The 16,351-nt window shown below is 71.3% G+C and carries 16 protein-coding genes; 6 read left to right on the top strand and 10 right to left on the bottom strand.

Features of this window, described 5'->3' with window-relative positions; genetic code table 11:
- Window positions 1–56: 56 nt before the first annotated feature.
- The 10 genes from QWY84_RS03475 to QWY84_RS03430 all read right to left on the bottom strand — a co-directional run bounded on the left by QWY84_RS03475 (window position 57) and on the right by QWY84_RS03430 (window position 11,551).
- Window positions 57–1,820, bottom strand: a complete 1,764-nt coding sequence (locus QWY84_RS03475; protein ID WP_290201060.1) for an ABC transporter ATP-binding protein — start codon at window positions 1,818–1,820, stop codon at window positions 57–59.
- Window positions 1,817–2,755: an ABC transporter substrate-binding protein gene (locus QWY84_RS03470; RefSeq protein WP_290201059.1), complete on the bottom strand. Its 939-nt coding sequence runs from the start codon at window positions 2,753–2,755 to the stop codon at window positions 1,817–1,819. Before QWY84_RS03470 ends, QWY84_RS03475 begins: the two co-directional genes overlap by 4 nt.
- The gene (locus QWY84_RS03465; protein WP_290201058.1) at window positions 2,752–3,693 is read right to left on the bottom strand and encodes a sucrase ferredoxin; all 942 of its coding nucleotides are present in this window, start codon (window positions 3,691–3,693) and stop codon (window positions 2,752–2,754) included. Before QWY84_RS03465 ends, QWY84_RS03470 begins: the two co-directional genes overlap by 4 nt.
- Before the next feature lie 13 nt (window positions 3,694–3,706).
- Entirely contained in the window at window positions 3,707–4,780 is a 1,074-nt protein-coding gene (locus QWY84_RS03460; RefSeq protein WP_290201057.1) for a FecCD family ABC transporter permease, read from the bottom strand.
- Window positions 4,780–5,799, bottom strand: a complete 1,020-nt coding sequence (locus QWY84_RS03455; protein WP_290201056.1) for a FecCD family ABC transporter permease — start codon at window positions 5,797–5,799, stop codon at window positions 4,780–4,782. Before QWY84_RS03455 ends, QWY84_RS03460 begins: the two co-directional genes overlap by 1 nt.
- Window positions 5,796–6,689, bottom strand: coding sequence for an ABC transporter ATP-binding protein (locus QWY84_RS03450; protein ID WP_290201055.1), 894 nt, complete (start codon window positions 6,687–6,689; stop codon window positions 5,796–5,798). The genes QWY84_RS03455 and QWY84_RS03450 overlap by 4 nt, the downstream gene beginning before the upstream one ends.
- 48 nt (window positions 6,690–6,737) lie before the next feature.
- Window positions 6,738–9,158: a TonB-dependent siderophore receptor gene (locus tag QWY84_RS03445; RefSeq protein WP_290201054.1), complete on the bottom strand. Its 2,421-nt coding sequence runs from the start codon at window positions 9,156–9,158 to the stop codon at window positions 6,738–6,740.
- Between the two features lie 100 nt (window positions 9,159–9,258).
- The gene (locus QWY84_RS03440) at window positions 9,259–10,182 is read right to left on the bottom strand and encodes a FecR domain-containing protein (protein WP_290201053.1); all 924 of its coding nucleotides are present in this window, start codon (window positions 10,180–10,182) and stop codon (window positions 9,259–9,261) included.
- Between the two features lie 3 nt (window positions 10,183–10,185).
- Window positions 10,186–10,680 (bottom strand): sigma-70 family RNA polymerase sigma factor, encoded by a 495-nt coding sequence (locus QWY84_RS03435; RefSeq protein ID WP_290201052.1) that lies wholly within the window; start codon window positions 10,678–10,680, stop codon window positions 10,186–10,188.
- 193 nt (window positions 10,681–10,873) lie between these two features.
- Window positions 10,874–11,551, bottom strand: coding sequence for an alpha/beta hydrolase (locus QWY84_RS03430; RefSeq protein ID WP_290201051.1), 678 nt, complete (start codon window positions 11,549–11,551; stop codon window positions 10,874–10,876).
- Window positions 11,552–11,666: 115 nt separating this feature from the next.
- Between QWY84_RS03430 and lptM the strand changes: the two genes are divergently transcribed.
- The 6 genes from lptM (at window position 11,667) to hslV (ending at window position 16,349) form a co-directional block, all read left to right on the top strand.
- Window positions 11,667–11,816 carry an LPS translocon maturation chaperone LptM gene (lptM, locus tag QWY84_RS03425; protein ID WP_290201050.1) on the top strand — a complete coding sequence of 50 codons (150 nt, stop codon included), beginning with the start codon at window positions 11,667–11,669 and terminating at the stop codon, window positions 11,814–11,816.
- The gene (lysA, locus tag QWY84_RS03420) at window positions 11,813–13,060 is read left to right on the top strand and encodes a diaminopimelate decarboxylase (protein WP_290201049.1); all 1,248 of its coding nucleotides are present in this window, start codon (window positions 11,813–11,815) and stop codon (window positions 13,058–13,060) included. Before lptM ends, lysA begins: the two co-directional genes overlap by 4 nt.
- A gap of 7 nt (window positions 13,061–13,067) precedes the next feature.
- Window positions 13,068–13,931, top strand: coding sequence for a diaminopimelate epimerase (gene dapF, locus QWY84_RS03415; RefSeq protein WP_290201048.1), 864 nt, complete (start codon window positions 13,068–13,070; stop codon window positions 13,929–13,931).
- Between the two features lie 125 nt (window positions 13,932–14,056).
- Window positions 14,057–14,755 carry a DUF484 family protein gene (locus QWY84_RS03410; RefSeq protein WP_290201047.1) on the top strand — a complete coding sequence of 233 codons (699 nt, stop codon included), beginning with the start codon at window positions 14,057–14,059 and terminating at the stop codon, window positions 14,753–14,755.
- Complete coding sequence (gene xerC / locus QWY84_RS03405) at window positions 14,755–15,669, top strand: tyrosine recombinase XerC (protein WP_290201046.1); 915 nt, start codon at window positions 14,755–14,757, stop codon at window positions 15,667–15,669. Before QWY84_RS03410 ends, xerC begins: the two co-directional genes overlap by 1 nt.
- Before the next feature lie 116 nt (window positions 15,670–15,785).
- Complete coding sequence (hslV, locus tag QWY84_RS03400; RefSeq protein ID WP_290201045.1) at window positions 15,786–16,349, top strand: ATP-dependent protease subunit HslV; 564 nt, start codon at window positions 15,786–15,788, stop codon at window positions 16,347–16,349.
- Window positions 16,350–16,351: the final 2 nt, after the last annotated feature.

The following is a 16,351-nucleotide window of genomic DNA, read 5'->3' as shown; positions in this document are numbered from 1 at the left end:
TAAGAATTATTCTCAAGATTGGCGGGTCCGCCTGATCGCGTCCGGTCCCGGGTGCTTCACGCCTGACACCGCGACATGGCTGCATACTTGCCGTCCTTTGCGAGCAGCTCGTTGTGCGTGCCCTGCTCCACGAGCCGGCCCGCCTCAAGGTAGAGAATGCGGTCCATGACGGTAACGGTGGAGAGCCGGTGGGCGATCGCAATGACGGTCCGTCCCTGCATCAGTCGCCAGAGCGCGGCCTGGATGACCGCCTCGCTCTCACTGTCGAGGGATGCCGTCGCCTCGTCCAGCAGCAGGATGGGTGCGTCCTTCAATAGCGCGCGGGCAATGGCGATGCGCTGGCGCTCGCCGCCCGAGAGCTTGACGCCGCGCTCGCCCACCACGGCGTCATAGCCGCCCGGCCGGGCGAGAATGAACTCGTGACAATGCGCCGCCCGGGCGGCGGCCTTGACCTCGTCTTTGGTGGCGTCCGGCCGCGCGTAGCGGATGTTGTCGCGGATGCTGCGGTGAAAGAGCTCCGTCGCCTGGGAGACCTTGGCGATCCGGCGGTGCAGGCTTTGCCATTGGACGGCGGCGATGTCCTGGCCGTCGATGCGGATGACGCCGTCGTGGAGCGCGTGGTGGCGCGCGAGCAGCTTGAGCAGCGTGCTCTTGCCCGCGCCCGACGGGCCGACGAGCCCTACCCGCTCCCCGGCCGCGATGGCCAGGTCCAGGCCGTCGAACACGCGCTGGCCGTCCGGGTAGCAGTAGCGCACGGCCTCCAGCTCGATGGCGCCCTGGCGAACCGCCAGCGGCGGCGCGCCGGGACAATCGACGATGGCGTGGGGAATGGCCAGCGAGTCGAGGCTCTCGCGCAGGACGCCGACGAATTCGAAGCACTCCAGCACGTCATCGCCGAGCTGCGTGATCACCATGGCGAGATTGACGCCGATGGTGAGCAGCATGGCGATGTCGCCGGCGCTGAGCGCACCCGCTGCGGCGTGCCCGAGTGCTACCCAGGTAAGCCCGCTCATGAAGCCGACGGTGAGCAACAGCAGCACCACCCGCATGGCGGTGAAATAGAGCCGGGCGTTGCGGCCCCGGCGGTATTCCTCGGCGACGTCTTCGCCGAGCAGCGCCTGCTCATGGGCCTCGCCGGCGAAATCGCGCACGACCTCGACATTGCCGAAACTGTCCGCCATGCGCCCGCTCACGCGCGAGCGGGCCGCCGCCATGCGGCGCGAGAACTCGACGCCGTAGCGGGCCATCACCACGGCAACGGCGACGAACACCACGGCGAAGACGGCGTAGGCCACCGCGAACTGCGGCAGGGTCGTGGCCACCAGCCCGCCGGAGACGAGCAGCGTGACGAAGGTGCGGGGCCCGGCCAGGGCCACCTCGTTGAACAGCGCTCCCGCACCGTCGGCGGCCTGGCGCACCCGCTGGCTCAGCGCGCCGGCGAAGCGGTCGTGAAAGAACTGCGGCGCGTGGCCGGTGGTCCAGGCGAACAGGCGGTTGATTACGTCCGCCCGCAGGCGCGGCACCGTGTAGGCGTTGACCAGCACGTAGAGACGCTGGAACAGCGGCCCCGCCAGCCAGCAGAGCACCAGCGCCGCGAACAGCCACGCGAGCTCCGGCGGCTGCGCCCGGTCACGTGCCACCGCGCCCACGGCGTCCACCAACCGGCCGATGACGAAGGGCGTGAAGGCCTGAAGGGTAAAGGCGAGCAAGGCCATCAGCACCATCAGCGCTGCCCGGCGCCGCACGAACGCCCGCACCGCCCACGCGGTGAATGCGATCGGCGCGTCGGGAAAGGGCGGCTGGCCGGTCACGCTCGTCATGGAGCGCTCCGCCCCCGGCCTGGGATATGCGTCGTGAGCTGATCGATGACGTAGTCGAGCGCGGCGAAGCTGTCCTGCGTCTTGCTGCGATGCAGGGCGATGAAGCGCCCCTCGCGGCAGGCGGTGATCCGCTCGCACCAGCCGGGCAGGGCCCGCTCGAGAGCCCGGTGAGGGTCCCGCGGCTCCTGGCCGTAGTTCGGCTCGAAGGTGCTGAACAGGTAATCCGGCTGCAGATCCGGCAGCCGCTCGGCGCTGAGGCTCGCCGAATCGGTCGCCAGGGAGCGGACCATCGCGGGCTCGGCAAAGCCGACATCGCGCACCACCTGGTTGAAGGCACCATAGTCCCGGTAGAGGGTTACCTGCCCGCCGTACGCCTGCACCAGGGCGATGGAGATCGCTGCCGGCTCGCCGATCCACCGGCGCAACGCCGCGATCCTGCGCTGGTAGCGCGCGTGCAGGCGCTCGAAGGCGGCCGTGCGACCACTCGCCTCGGCGATCAGCCGATAGGTCTCCAGCATGTCCTCGCTATGCCACGGGATCACCACCACCGGCGCCACCGCCTCCAGCCGCGGCAGCTGATGCTGCTGCCAGGGTGGCGCGATGATCAGGTCCGGCTCGAGCATGGCGATGCGCTCGGCGTTGAGCTGGTTGAAGGTGCCGAGGAACTCGATGCCCAGCTCCTCGAAGCCTTCGCCGCGCAGATCACGCACGCCGCGAATGAACAGCCGGCCCTCGTCGTCGATGCGCCCGGCACTGCCCACCACCGGCGCGCCGAGCTCGATCAGCGGATGGGTAATGGCGGCGTCGTGCAGCGAGACGATGCGCTGCGGCTGCGCCGGCACCGCCACCGGGCCCTGCGCGCTCTCCACGACGCGCGTGTCGCCGGCGGCGGGCAGCGCCAGGCACAGGCCGAGCAGCAGGAGGAGCCGCCTCATGAATCGGCCTCCGCGCGCGCTTGCGCAGTCACTGCTTCGGCCAGCCAGAAACGGGCGGTATGCGTCTCGCCCCGCTCCAGGTCCTCGCAGTTGCTGTAGAACGTGACCCTGCGCGATCGGCAACGCACATCCAGTACGCCCCCGGTTTCGTCCGAGCGCCAACGCACACGCACCGTGCGCCGCCCGGCGCGATCGGGAACGGGCGTGCGCTCGACCTGCACCTCGGCGGTGATACCGCGCTCCTGGAGCCACCCGCGGGCGCCGGCGTCGGCGCACTGCTCCAGGGCGTTGCGATCCGGCACACCCCGAAAGCACGGCAGGTACGGCCGATTCTCGCGCTCCGCGGCGAGCAGGCCGGCCACCTGATCCGGGTCGACGCGGCCGTAGCGGCGCACCGCGGGCAGCGCCACGACGTTGGCCGCGAGCCGGCAGCCGCCGACGTGGGTCGTCTCCCACACGTCGAAATCGCCACCGCTTCGGGCCACTTCGGTGCAGATCGCGCGATAGCTGGCGTGCCCGAACTTCGCGCAGCAGCGATCCTTGCGCCCGTGCGTGCAGCAGATGAGCGTGCGCGGCGCCGTGCGCCCACAGATCCAGGGAGCCGCCGCCGCAGCGTCCTCCCGCAGGGCGTCGAGCAGCACCGGCAGGTCGCCGTCGCCGCAGCCGTACACGTTGCCGGACATCGGCGCCAGGATCCGCCGGCGGCTGTGGTCGTGGCCCCGCCGGTCGATGAGCTGGACCCGCCAGCCATCCTTGCGCAGCGCCATCAAGCGCTGGAACACGGCCTCCGGCATGTCCTTGGCGCCGAACACCTGGCTAGTCCACTTGCGCCGCGGCCAGGTAAGCAGCAGGTGCGGCTCGTACACGCCGCCCTTGCCCGGCAGCGGCTCGTCGATACGCCGGTCCTCCACGGAACAGAAGCGCTTGTCGCTCGTCATCTCGCCTGTGCCCCTAGAGTGTGTGGCGCCGCTGCCACAGCAGCAGCAGGAAATACGGCACGCCGATCAGCGCGGTGATGATGCCGGCCGGGATCTGCACCGGTGCGAACGCCAGCCGGCCGACGGTATCGGCCGCCGCCACCAGCACCGCGCCGACGAGGGCGCTGGCAACGAGCAGCGTGCCCTGGCGCTCGCCCACCAGGAGCCTCGCGACGTGGGGGGCGACCAGGCCGGCGAAGCCGAGGGTGCCCACGGCCGCAACCGCCCCTGCGCCCGCAGCGACCGCCGCGGCCACGGTGATGACCAGGGCGCGACGCACGGGCAGCCCGAGCCCGGCGGCGACGTCCCCGCCCAGCAGCAGGGCGTTGAGGCCGCGGCTGGCCGCGAGCATGACGGGCAGCACCACCGCCGTCCAGGCGGCGAGCATGGCCACCTCGCCCCAGCCGGCGGCGTGCACGCTGCCGGCGAGCCAGACCAGCGCCGGCATGACCCACTCGAGCTTGCCGTAGGTGAGGAGCAGGCTGCTCACCCCGGAAAGAAAGGCGCCGACGCCGATGCCGGTGAGGATGAACCGGATGGTGCCCGCGCCGTCGCGGCCCATGAGCGCATACATGATTGCCGCCACCGCGAACGCCCCCAGCACCGCGGCCGCCGGCACGGCCCCGCCCGGCAGGCCGGGCAGCACGATGAGCACCAGCAGCACCGCCACCGCCGCTCCCTGGGACACGCCGACCAGCGACGGATCGGCCAGCGGGTTGCGGGTCACCGCCTGCAGGCAGGCACCGGAGACGGCGAGCAGCGTGCCGGCGAGCGCCGCCGCCAGCGTGCGCGGCAGGCGGAACTCGCGCACGATCAGTCCCAGCTGCGGATCCGACGCGCTGCCGCCGCTGAGCACGGCGAACACGTCGGCCAGCGGCACCGGGTAGCTGCCGTTGGCGGCGCTCACGGCGATGACGGTGAGCAGCACGACGCCGAGCAGCGCCAGCACCAGCAGGGCGCGGACGGGCAGCAGCAGCGCCAGCCGCTCGCCGGGGCTGCGCAGCCGCAGCATCCGCGCTGCGCCGGCACCATGGCGTACCACCGCCATCAGTGCACCTGCCGGCGGACCAGTGCCACGAACACGGGCGCCCCCACCAGTGCGGTGACGATGCCCGTGGCCAGCTCCTGCGGCGCGAGCACCGTGCGCGCGACAATGTCGGCCGCGGTCAGCACGGCCGCCCCGGTGACGGCCGACAACGGCACCACCCAGCGGTAGTCCAGGCCGACGAACGCGCGCACCATGTGCGGTACGACCAGGCCGATGAAGCCGATGGGTCCGGTGACCGTGACCGCCGCGCCGCACAGCAGCACCACGCTGGCGAGGGCGAGCAAGCGCAGCCGTCCGGCGCGCACGCCGAGGCCGCGGGCGACATCCGCCCCGAGCCCGAGCGCGGTGATCTGCCGGGCTATGAGCAGCGCCACCGCTAGCCCCAGCGCCAGATACGGGAGCGCCGTGGCGAACACCTCCATGTCGCGCCCCGTCAGGGTGCCGGCGAGCCAGACCCGCAGGCGGTCGAAGCCGTCCTGGTTGAGCAGGTGCGCGGCGCTGATCAGCGAGCCCAGGAACGCCGACACCGCCACCCCGGCGAGGGTGAGCTTGAGCGGCATCGCGCCGCCGCGGCCGATGGAGCCGATGAGGTAGACCACCACGCTGGTCACCAGCGCCCCGCCGAATGCGAGCCACGGCAACGTCCCGGGGCCGCCGACGCCGAGGAACGTCGCCAGCACCACCGCGGTTGCCGCGCCGAGATTGACCCCGAGGATGTCCGGGGCCGCCAGCGGGTTGAGGGTCACCCCCTGCATGAGCGCCCCGGCGACTGCCAGCGCCGCGCCTACCGTGAGCGCGATCAGCAACCGCGGCAGGCGCAGCTCGCGCACGATGAACTGCTCGAACTGCGCCGGGTCGTAGGCCACCAATGCATCGATGAGCGTGCCCGGCGACAGCTCCCGGGCGCCGAGGCCGAGATGGGCCAGGGCGATCACCGCCAGCACCAGCAACGCCAGCGCGCTGCCGCCGAGCCGACCGAGCGGCTTCCGGGACGCGGGTGCCACCGCCGCGGCCGTCATGCCCGCGCGCCCTCCGCCCGCGCCACCGCCGCCGGGGCGCACAGCAGATGACCCGTGGCCGGGTCGCGCAAAACGTTGCAGGTGACGCCGAACACCGCCTCGATGTTCTCCGCCGTGAACACGGCCTCCGGCGCCCCTTCGGCGTGCACGCCGCCGTCGCGCAGCAACACCATGTGGTCAGCGTGGGCGGCCGCCTGGTTGAGGTCGTGCAGCACCGCGACTACGGTGCGTCCGAGCTCGTGGGTGAGCCGCGCCATGAGCGCCAGGATCTCGAGCTGGTAGCGCAGGTCGAGGAAGGTGGTGGGCTCGTCCAGGAGGATGAGCGGCGTGCGCTGGGCGAGGGTCATGGCGATCCAGCAGCGCTGGCGCTGGCCGCCGGAGAGCGTGCCCAGCGGCCGCTCGGCGAGCGCCTCCATGCGGGTGATCGCCAGCGCCTCGGCCACAGCAGCCTCGTCCTTCGACGACCACTGGCGCAACAGGCTCTGGTGCGGGAAACGCCCCTGGGCGACGAGCTCGCGCACGCGCATACCCTCGGGCGTCACCGGCGCCTGCGGGAGCAGACCGAGCCGCCGCGCCACCTCACGCGTGGGCAACCGGTGGATGGCGCGGCCATCCAGCAGCACGCTACCGCTCTGCGGTCCGGCCAGCCTCGCGAGGGTGCGCAGCAGGGTGGACTTGCCGCAGCCGTTCGGCCCGAGCAGCGCGGTGAAGCGCCCGTCCGGCACGGCGAGCTCGAGCCCCGCGAGGACCCGGGCATCGCCGTAGCCAGCATCCAGCGCTTCGGCCTGCAGGCGCGGGGCACGATCGGGCGCCGGACCCGCACGGTCATCCGTCCCGGATCGCCCAACGGCGGCGGACCCTTCGGCTGCCTGGTCACACGTAAGGGTCATGATCTCCGCAACGGTCCTGCCCTCTGGTTGCGGCCACGCGGACCTCCATCAGAACTCCAGCGACACGGTTCCGGTCACGGTCAGCGGCTCGCCCGGATGCGCGATGGACTGGTCGCTGGCGCGGTTGATGTAGCGCTCGTCGAAGACGTTGTCGACGTTGAGCCGCAGCGTCAGCGAACGGTCGCCGGCAAGCGGCTTTTCGTACCACACGGCGGCATCGAAGACCACGAACTCATCGAGCTCGATCTGATCGTCGAAAGCGGTCAGCCGCTCGCTTTCGTAGCGCACGCCGCCGCCGACGTGAAGCCCGGTGAGCCCGGAATCCGCCGGGAGCTCGTAGGTCAGCCAGGAGCGCAGGGACCACTCCGGGACGTTGCCAAGGCGTCGCCCGATGCGATCGGGCTCTGTCGCGTTTTCCGTCTCCTCGGCATCGATGTAGGCGACATTGGTGATGGTCCGGAGCGAGTCGGTCAGCTGGCCCGCGAGGTCCAGCTCAACCCCGCGGCTGCGTTGCTCGACGCCGGCGAAGTACGCGAAGTCGCCCGTGGCATTGAAGAACTCGGAATCGAACACGGCCACGTTGTCCCGCTCCACCTGGAAGACGGCGATGTTGGCAACGAACGGGGTGGTCTCGTCGCCGAGCTTGACGCCGAGCTCGTACTGCGTGCCGGTCTCGGGATCGAGCGCGCTGCCACCCCGGTCGACCACGCCGAGCCGCTGGGGGTCGAACGACTCGGAGTAGCTCGCGAACGGCGCGACCCGGTCGCTGACCTGATAGAGCACGCCGGCGCGAGCGGTGAACTCCGAGTTATCCCGTTCCTCGCCGCTGAGGTTGTCCTTCCGGTGAACATCGTCGAAGCGTCCGCCGACCAGGACGTGGAGACGGTCGTCGAGCAGCGAGATCTGATCCTGCAGGTAGACCGCGGTCCACTCGGCCTCGTCGTCGAACGACCGCTCCAGCTGGATGCCGCCGGGCGGGGGCGTGTAACGGACATTGGGATCGTCACTGATGGCGACGGGGGAGAGGCTCTCCCGGAAGCGGTCGTTCTTCAACGACCGATCGAGGAACTCCGCGCCCACGAGCACCTCGTGATCCACCGCCCCCGTGTCGAAGCGGGCGATGAGATCCGTGACGAGCTGATACTCCTCGTCCTCGCGGTCCTGGTTCTGGTACCGCAGCGCGAGCTCCTCGGAACCGGGGGAGCCGGACACGCCGCGGTTCCGGATCCCTTCGCTGCGGGGCTCGGAGCGGTGGTACTGAAAGCGCGTGCGCGAGGTGAGCGCCGGGCTGAACTCGTGGGTCAGCTCGACGCCGGCGAACGTGTCCTCGAGCGTGCGGCCGTCCAGCGTCGGATCGCCGAAGAAGGTGTCGTCCTCGACCAGCGGCTCCCCGTCCGGATCGAGCGGGATGCCGCTGTCGTACGGCACCTCCTCGCGGCTGTAGGAGAAATCGAACAGGACATCCGTGTTCGCGCCCGGCGTCCACAGCACGGACGGGGCAACGGCGACGCGCTCGAGATCGACGTGGTCCCGGAACGAGCCGCTGTCCGTATAGGCCGCGTTGAAGCGGTAGGCCAGCTCGTCCCCGGCGATCGGCCCCGTGGTGTCGAGGGTGGTCCGGTAATGATCGTAGCTGCCCGCCTGCGCGGTGACCTCGTGGTGGCTGTCCATCAGGGGGCGCTTGGTCGTATAGCTGAGCACGCCGCCCGGGGCCAGTGCGCCGTGCAGGATCGAGGCCGGCCCCTTGAGTACTTCGATGCGCTCGACGTTGACCAGATCGGCGGAGCCCAGGGTCGTCGCCCGCATGCCGTTGCGAAGCGTCGTGGGCACCTCGAAGCCGCGGATGACCGGCAGCACCTCCGTCTGGGCGTTCAGCGTGTTGCCGGAGCCGTAGACGCCGCTGACGTTGCGGTAGACGTCCTCGAGTCGCCGCGCATCCTGGTCCTCGATGACATCGCGCGGGACCACCTGGACCGAGGCGGGCGTCTCGCTGACGGGCGTGTCGGTCCTGGTGGCGGTATAGGCGCGGCTCGCGGCATACCCCTCGGTGGGGCCGAACGCCGAGCCCGCCGCACCCGTGACGACCAGCGGCTGGAGCGCGGAGGTCGCGCCGTCGTCGGCCCGGGCGAGAATCACCGTGTCGCCCTCCAGCCGGTAGGTGGTGGACTCCGCATCGGCCAGCAGCCGGTCCAGTGCCTCCCGCACCGTGAACGTGCCCTGGAGGCCCGGGACCCGTTGCGTGCCGGCGAGCTCGGCCTCGCCGGAGAGAAGCAGCCCGGCCTCGCTGGCGAAGCGTGTGAGCACCTCGTCCAGGGGACCGGGCGGGATGTCGTACGCGCGTGCTTCGGCCTGCTGCGCGTGGGCGACCGACAGGCCGGCGCCCGCGCCGGTGACGGCGACGGGCGCGACGAGCGCCGTCGCCAGCGCAAGGGTACGGGCGGAACGGCGGTGGCTGTTGGGATCTCGCATGGCTTCCCCTCGTGTGAGTCATGTCGTGACGGCTTCACAGGGGAGGCCCGTCGAGCGAACGAAAGGGGAACCCCGAATCGAAAACCCGTCCACCGCGGTGTCAGTGCGGTTTCACCGTGACCCACCAACGGGTGCGCCGCTCCACCTCCACGGGCAGGGAACGCTCCAGCGCGTCCAGGACGCGCTCGGTCTCCGCCACCGGATAGGTACCGATGACGCGAATGTCGGCCACGGCGTCGGACCAGCCGAGATAGCCCGTGCGGTACCGCGCCAGCTCGGCGAGCACGTCACCGAGCGGGTCGCCATTGGCAATCAGCAGACCATCGGTCCACGCGCCCCGGCCGGACGGCAGCGGCTGCGCCGTACCCACGCCCCCGGAGTCGAGAGTGGCCATCCGCCCGGCGCCCAGCCTGGCTGCGCCGCCCCGCACCGGGTGCGCCTCGACGGCCCCGCGCTCCACGTAGGCAAGGGTGTGCCCGGATTGCAGGCGGGCGCCGAAGCGGGTACCCAGGGGACGCAGGTCACCATGGGTGGTGGCGAGGGTCAGGGGCCGCTCGTCGGGGGTGGTCTCCAGGACCACCTCGCCCCGATGCAGCTCCAGCCGTCGCGCCTCCCGGGTATACGTCACGTCCAGCGCGGTATCGGTGTTGAGCCACACCCGGGTACCGTCGGCGAGACGGACGTCCCGGATCTCGCCCACGGCGGTGCGATAGTCCGCCTGCCACGCGTCCCAGGGCAGGCGGCGGCCGGCGAGCCAGGCCACCGGGGCCGCCACCGCCAGCATGCCCAGTGTCTTGAGCGCCCGCCGGCGGCTGGCATCCGCCGCAGTGAAAGCGGCGCGGGCCGGCTTCCGGGGGAGTCCGCGAAGCTCACCCTCGACGGCCTCGACACGCGCCCATGCCTCGCGATGCGCGGCGTGGGCATCGAGCCACTCGCGCCACCGACGACGGTCCGCCTCGTCGGCGCTGTCGTCGCGCAACAGAGCGAACCACTCGGCGGCAACGCGCAGTGTGCGCCGATCCATGGCTCAGGCCGCCTGCAAAAGACACTCGTACATGGCGCGCGCCATGTACTTCTTCACCATGCGCTCGGAGACGCCGAGCTCCACCGCGATCTCGCGGTAGCGCAGGCCGTCGAGCTGGGCCAGCAGGAAGGCGCGGCGCGGCCGTTCGGGCAGGCACGCGAGGGTGGCATCGATGCGATGCAGGGCCTCGAGTGCGAGCTCGCGGTCCTCGGGCGAGGCCGCGCTGGGCTCGGGGAGACTCGCGAGGGCCTCAAGATAAGCCTGCTCCAGGGCCTGCCGGCGCCAGTGGTTGGCCAGCAGCCCGCGCGCGATGGTGCTCAGGTAGGCGCGCGGCTCGCGGACACGGTCAGCCTCATCGAAGCGCCGCACCACGCGCAGAAAGGTGTCGTGAACCAGGTCGGCGGCCGTGTCCGTACAGCCGAGCCGTCGACGTAGCCAGTTGTGCAGCCAGCCATGGTAGTCGACGTAGAGCCGCCCGGCGGCGGTTTCGTGGGACATGGCGACCTGCCGGGTTATGAACCTATTTGATAATCATTCGTATTCTATCACCCTGAATGGAGGTCGCAAGCAGCGCTCCTCTGAGACGGACTGCGTAGGGGCGACGACGGCTCGGGTCACCCGCTACCACGCCGATGTGCGCCGACGCCCAGTGCGGCAGCCGGACTGTGATGCCGACGAACCTGTTGGGAAGTCACGCCGGGGCCAGCACCTGCTGCAGCCAGGCGCCGATGGCCTGGATCTCCTCCAGGCACACGGCGTGCTGCATGGGGTAGTCGTGCCATTCCACGGCGTAGCCCAGCGCTTGCAGGTGCTCGTGGGAGCGCTGCCCGAGCTGGATGGGCAGCACGGGATCCTCGGTGCCGTGGGCCATGAACACGGGCGTCTGCGCGTTGGCGCCGCTGCGCTCCGCGGCCACCGAGTCCGCCAGGGGAAGATACGTGGACAGCCCCATGATCCCGGCCAGCTGCTCGGGGTAGCGAACCCCCGTGTGCAGTGCCACGGCGCCGCCCTGGGAGAAGCCGGCCAGCACGATCCGTCCGGTGGCGATGCCGCGCTCGTTCTCCCGGCGGATGAGCGCATGCACCTGGGCCTCGGACTGCCGGATGCCCTGCTCGTCCTGCTGTGCGTTGCCTCCCAGCGCGATGATGTCGTACCAGGCGCGCATGGCCATGCCGCCGTTGAGGGTCACCGGCCGCACCGGCGCATGCGGGAAAATGAAGCGCACGGGCAGCGACGCCGGCAGGCGCAGCTCCGGGACGATGGGCTCGAAATCGTGGCCGTCCGCGCCCAGGCCGTGCAGCCAGATGACGCTCGCCTTGGCTTCGCCGCCGGCGCCGGCTTCCACGCATTCCAGCAGTTCCTCGCTCATGCAGTCTCTCCCGTTGTTGCTCGATGATTGCCGTCTTCGCGCAGGCTACCCACGTATCCAGCGCTTTTCGATTATACTGGATGGTTTGGCTTACCGGTTCGAGGAGGCAGGGACCATGCGCCCGATCCACGCCGTTGTCGTCGTCGCCCTGCTGCTCGCGGCGTGCGGGCAGAAGGGCGAGCTCTACCTGCCCGACGAGGCGGACGGCGACCAGGCCGCGGTGACGCAGCCGCAGCCTCCGGCCGCGCGCACGGAGGCTGCATGACCCATTTCGCCTACCACGACGGGGTTCTCCACGCCGAAGGCGTCGCACTGCCGGAGATCGCCGCCGAGCACGGCACTCCCGCCTATGTCTATTCCCGGGCCGCGCTGGAGGAGGCCTGGCGCGCCTACGACGAGGCCTTCGCCGCCGTCGATCACCGCATCTGCTACGCCGTGAAGGCGAACGGCAACCTGGCCGTACTGGACACCCTGGCGCGGCTGGGCTCGGGCTTCGACATCGTCTCCGGCGGCGAGCTGGAGCGGGTGCTGCGCGCCGGCGCCGACCCGGCACGGGTGGTCTTCTCCGGCGTGGGCAAGAGCCGCTACGAGATGGCCCAGGCCCTGAACGCCGGGGTGGGCTGCTTCAACGTGGAATCCGAGGCGGAGCTGGCGCGGCTCAACCACGTGGCCGGCCGGCTGGGCGCGCAGGCACCGGTGTCGCTGCGCGTGAACCCGGATGTCGACGCCGAGACCCACCCGTACATCTCCACGGGGTTGCGGGAGAACAAGTTCGGCATCGCCATCGACGCCGCCGAGGCGCTCTACCGGGAGCACGCCGCCTGGCCGCACCTGCGCTTCGTCGGCGTGGACTTCCACATCGGCTCCCAGCTCACCGCGACGGCCCCGTTCGAGGCGGCGCTGGAACGAGTCCTGGCACTGGTGGACCGCCTCGACGACAGCGGCCTGGCCCTGGAGCACATCGACATCGGCGGCGGCCTGGGCGTGTGCTACGACGACGAGACGCCGCCCGCTCCGGCCGACTACGCCGGGGCGTTGCTGCCGCGGCTGCGGGAGCGCAACCTGACGGTGCTGGTGGAGCCCGGCCGCTCGGTGGCGGCCAACGCCGGCATCCTCGTCACCCGGGTGGAGTATCTCAAGCCCTCGCCGGCGCGCAACTTCGCGGTGGTCGACGCGGCCATGAACGATCTCCTGCGGCCCGCGCTGTACGGGGCCTGGCAGGCCATCGTGCCGGTACAGCTGCGGGACGACGCGCCGGTGCACACCTGGGACGTGGTGGGCCCGGTCTGCGAGACCGGCGATTTCCTGGGCAAGGACCGCGCCCTGGCCCTGGCGCCGGAGGATCTGCTGGTGGTGCAATCCGCCGGGGCCTACGGCTTCGTCATGAGCTCCAACTACAATACCCGCAACCGCCCGCCGGAACTCATGGTCGACGGCGACCGGGTCCACCTGGCACGGCGGCGGGAGACCCTGGACGACCAGCTCGCGCCGGAACGGCGCCTGCCCTGAGGCACGCATGGAACTCGAATTCACCAAGATGCACGGCCTGGGCAACGATTTCGTGGTCCTCGACGCCATTCGCCAGGCCGTGACCCTGGACCGCGACACCGTTCGGTTTCTCGCCGACCGCCGCTTCGGCGTGGGCTGCGACCAGGTGCTGCTGGCGGCCCCCGCCACCGAGCCCGGCATGGACTTCCGCTACCGCATCTACAACGCCGACGGCGACGAGGTGGAGCAATGCGGCAACGGCGTGCGCTGCCTCGCCCGTTTCCTCCTGGACCAGGGCCTCACCGGCAAGCGGCAGCTGCGCATCCAGACCCTTGCCGGCCCCACCGAGGTCTTCGTGGAAGACGACGGCCGGATCACCGTGGACATGGGCCCGCCCCGGCTGGAGCCGGCGGACATCCCGTTCCGCGCCGCGCAGCGGGCGACCGGCTATGCGCTGCAGGTCCAGGACCGTTCGCTGACCATCGACGCCATCTCCATGGGCAACCCCCACGCCGTGCTGCAGGTGGACGACGTCGACACCGCGCCGGTGGCGGAGCTCGGCCCGCTGATCGAGGGGCATCCGGACTTCCCGGCGCGGGCGAACGCCGGGTTCGTGCAGGTCCTCGGCCGCGACCACGTGCGCCTGCGCGTCTACGAGCGCGGTGCCGGCGAGACCCTGGCCTGCGGCACCGGCGCCTGCGCCGCTGTAGTGGCCGGCCGCATCCGGGGACTGCTGGACGAGCACGTTCGTGTCGACCTGCCCGGCGGCCGCCTGGCCGTCCACTGGGCCGGCGAGGGCAGCCCGGTGTGGATGACCGGCCCGGCGACCACAGTATTCCGGGGACGGGTGCGCGTGTCCCGAAACGATGACGCCCGCGCCCAGGTCCGCTAGACTGGTCTCGCTTCAGTGGGTCGTGGAGGCACACGACCCCCCATAACGACAAGCAATCCGTGGGACACGACACCAGCGTTGGCTCACTTCGGCCCGGGCACGGGCGCCTCACGGGAGGACGGCGAATGACCAGCCAGAACAGCGCGGGGATCGACGAGGGCCTCCCCGAGGAGGCCGTGGCGGCGTTCCTCGAACAACATCCCGACTTCTTCGTGCGCCACCCTTCCCTGACGACGCGGCTGCGGGTCCCGCACGAGTGCGGCGAGGCCACCTCGCTGATCACCTACCAGGTGGACCGGCTGCGCGAGGACAACCGCAAGCTCCGGCAGCGCCTGGAGGAGCTCCTGCAGGTGGCCCGGGACAATGATCGCCTGGCCGACCAGCTGCACCGGCTGACCCTGGAGCTCATGGACAGCCAGGACCTGGACAGCCTCCTGCAGACCCTCAAGGACGGCCTGCGCCACCAGTTCCAGTCGGACCTGGTGGCCATCGCCCTGCACCCCCTGGCCAGCGAGATCCCCGAGCAGGATGCCCTGACCCCGGGCGGGCGCGAGGCGTTCGCCGATCTGCTGGCCTCGGCGGAGCCGCGGCTGGGGCGGCTGACCCCGGAGCAGGCCGAATCCCTGTTCGGCGGTGCCGCGGAGCGGCTGGGCTCGGCGGCGGTGGTGCCCATCAGCGACAACCACCAGGTGGCCGGGCTCCTGGCCGTGGGCAGCTTCGAGGCCGAGCGCTTCCACCCGGGCCAGGGCACGATCTTCCTGCGACAGCTCGGGCAGCTGGCCGGGCGCGCCCTGCGGCCCTACCACGCGCTGCCGGCGCGCTGATGACCCCCGCGGCGCTGCAGTGGCTGGAGCGCTTCGACGGACACCTGGCCAGTGAGCGCCGCCTGGCGACACTGACCCGCCGCCACTACCGCCGCGACCTGGACGCCCTGGTCCAGTGGTGTGATCAGCAGGGGTTCGCGGCCTGGGACGAGCTCCACGGCAGCCATATCCGCCAGTTCGTCGCCGACGGCCACCGCCGGGGTCTGTCCGGCCGTTCCCTGCAGCGCCGCCTCGCCGCCCTGCGGACCTTTTTCGGCTACCTGGTCCGGGAGGGCGAGCTGCGCCAGGACCCGGCCGCCGCGATCCCGGCGCCGAAAGCCGGGCGCCGCCTGCCCCGCACCCTGGACGTGGACGCGGTGGCCCGCCTGCTGGACGGTCTGGATCCCGGCGACGACCCGTTGCTGCTGCGGGACCTGGCGCTGTTCGAGCTGCTGTACTCCTGCGGGCTGCGCCTGAGCGAGGCCGCCGCCCTGGACCGCGGCGGCCTGGACCTGGCCGAGGGCGTGGTGCGGGTCACCGGCAAGGGGGCCAAGACGCGCCTTCTGCCCGTGGGCCGCCGCGCCCGTGAACGGCTGGCGGAATGGCTCCGGGCCCGCGCCACTCTGGCAGGGGCGGAGGAGCCGGCGCTGTTTGTCAGCCGCCGCGGCGGCCGGCTGTCGGCGCGCAGCATCGAGGACCGCCTGGCCCGCCTGGCCGGCCAGCTGCTGGGCGAGCCCATCCACCCCCACATGCTGCGCCACTCCTTCGCCAGCCATCTACTGGAGTCCAGCGGCGACCTGCGGGCCGTGCAGGAGTTGCTGGGGCACGCCAACATCGGCACCACCCAGGTCTATACCCACCTGGACTTCCAGCACCTGGCCCGGGTCTACGACGCCGCGCACCCGCGGGCCAGAAAGCGCCGCGACCAGAGCTAGCGCCTGTTATCAGCCCCCTTTAAATCCGCCGGCGTGCCCCCCATACCGGACGGAGGCCGGGGGAGCTGTTAGACTCGTGCACCCCGGCACGCACCCACAGGCAGCGGAGTCACATCGTGGAACAGTTCCGAGGCACCACCATCCTCGCGGTGCGCCGCAACGGGCGTGTTGCGCTGGGCGGCGACGGCCAGGTCTCGCTGGGCAATACCGTCATGAAAGGCAACGCGCGCAAGGTCCGCCGTCTCTACCACGACGAGGTGCTTGCCGGGTTCGCCGGCGGTACCGCGGATGCATTCACGCTGTTCGAGCGCTTCGAGGGCCAGCTGGAGAAGCACCGGGGCAACCTCGCCCGGGCCGCGGTGGAGCTGGCCAAGGACTGGCGCTCGGACCGCGCCCTGCGGCGCCTGGAGGCGCTGCTGGTGGTCGCCGACCGGGAGCTCACGCTGATGATCTCCGGCAACGGCGACGTCATCGAGCCCGAGCGCGACCTCATCAGCATCGGCTCCGGCGGCCCCTATGCCCAGGCCGCCGCTACCGCCCTGCTGGACAACACCGAGCTGGACGCCCGGGCGATCACCGAGAACGCGCTCAACATCGCCGCCGACATCTGCGTGTTCACCAACCGCCACCTGACCATCGAGGAACTTCCCTCGGGCAGCAACGGCACCGTGGAGGCCTGAGC

The organism is Aquisalimonas lutea (assembly GCF_030409225.1).
GTDB lineage: Bacteria > Pseudomonadota > Gammaproteobacteria > Nitrococcales > Aquisalimonadaceae > Aquisalimonas > Aquisalimonas lutea.
The sequence above is the reverse complement of the archived record's forward strand: the minus strand, read 5'-3'. Positions and strand labels throughout refer to the sequence as shown.

Coding starts and splice junctions, on each gene's coding strand:
- lptM (WP_290201050.1), top strand. CDS start 11,667: ATGCGCCCGATCCACGCCGTTGTCGTCGTCGCCCTGCTGCTCGCGGCG.
- QWY84_RS03440 (WP_290201053.1), bottom strand. CDS start 10,182: ATGGATCGGCGCACACTGCGCGTTGCCGCCGAGTGGTTCGCTCTGTTG.
- QWY84_RS03430 (WP_290201051.1), bottom strand. CDS start 11,551: ATGAGCGAGGAACTGCTGGAATGCGTGGAAGCCGGCGCCGGCGGCGAA.
- QWY84_RS03475 (WP_290201060.1), bottom strand. CDS start 1,820: ATGACGAGCGTGACCGGCCAGCCGCCCTTTCCCGACGCGCCGATCGCA.
- QWY84_RS03445 (WP_290201054.1), bottom strand. CDS start 9,158: ATGCGAGATCCCAACAGCCACCGCCGTTCCGCCCGTACCCTTGCGCTG.
- dapF (WP_290201048.1), top strand. CDS start 13,068: ATGGAACTCGAATTCACCAAGATGCACGGCCTGGGCAACGATTTCGTG.
- lysA (WP_290201049.1), top strand. CDS start 11,813: ATGACCCATTTCGCCTACCACGACGGGGTTCTCCACGCCGAAGGCGTC.
- QWY84_RS03435 (WP_290201052.1), bottom strand. CDS start 10,680: ATGTCCCACGAAACCGCCGCCGGGCGGCTCTACGTCGACTACCATGGC.
- QWY84_RS03470 (WP_290201059.1), bottom strand. CDS start 2,755: ATGAGGCGGCTCCTCCTGCTGCTCGGCCTGTGCCTGGCGCTGCCCGCC.
- QWY84_RS03410 (WP_290201047.1), top strand. CDS start 14,057: ATGACCAGCCAGAACAGCGCGGGGATCGACGAGGGCCTCCCCGAGGAG.
- QWY84_RS03460 (WP_290201057.1), bottom strand. CDS start 4,780: ATGGCGGTGGTACGCCATGGTGCCGGCGCAGCGCGGATGCTGCGGCTG.
- QWY84_RS03465 (WP_290201058.1), bottom strand. CDS start 3,693: ATGACGAGCGACAAGCGCTTCTGTTCCGTGGAGGACCGGCGTATCGAC.
- QWY84_RS03455 (WP_290201056.1), bottom strand. CDS start 5,799: ATGACGGCCGCGGCGGTGGCACCCGCGTCCCGGAAGCCGCTCGGTCGG.
- xerC (WP_290201046.1), top strand. CDS start 14,755: ATGACCCCCGCGGCGCTGCAGTGGCTGGAGCGCTTCGACGGACACCTG.
- QWY84_RS03450 (WP_290201055.1), bottom strand. CDS start 6,689: ATGACCCTTACGTGTGACCAGGCAGCCGAAGGGTCCGCCGCCGTTGGG.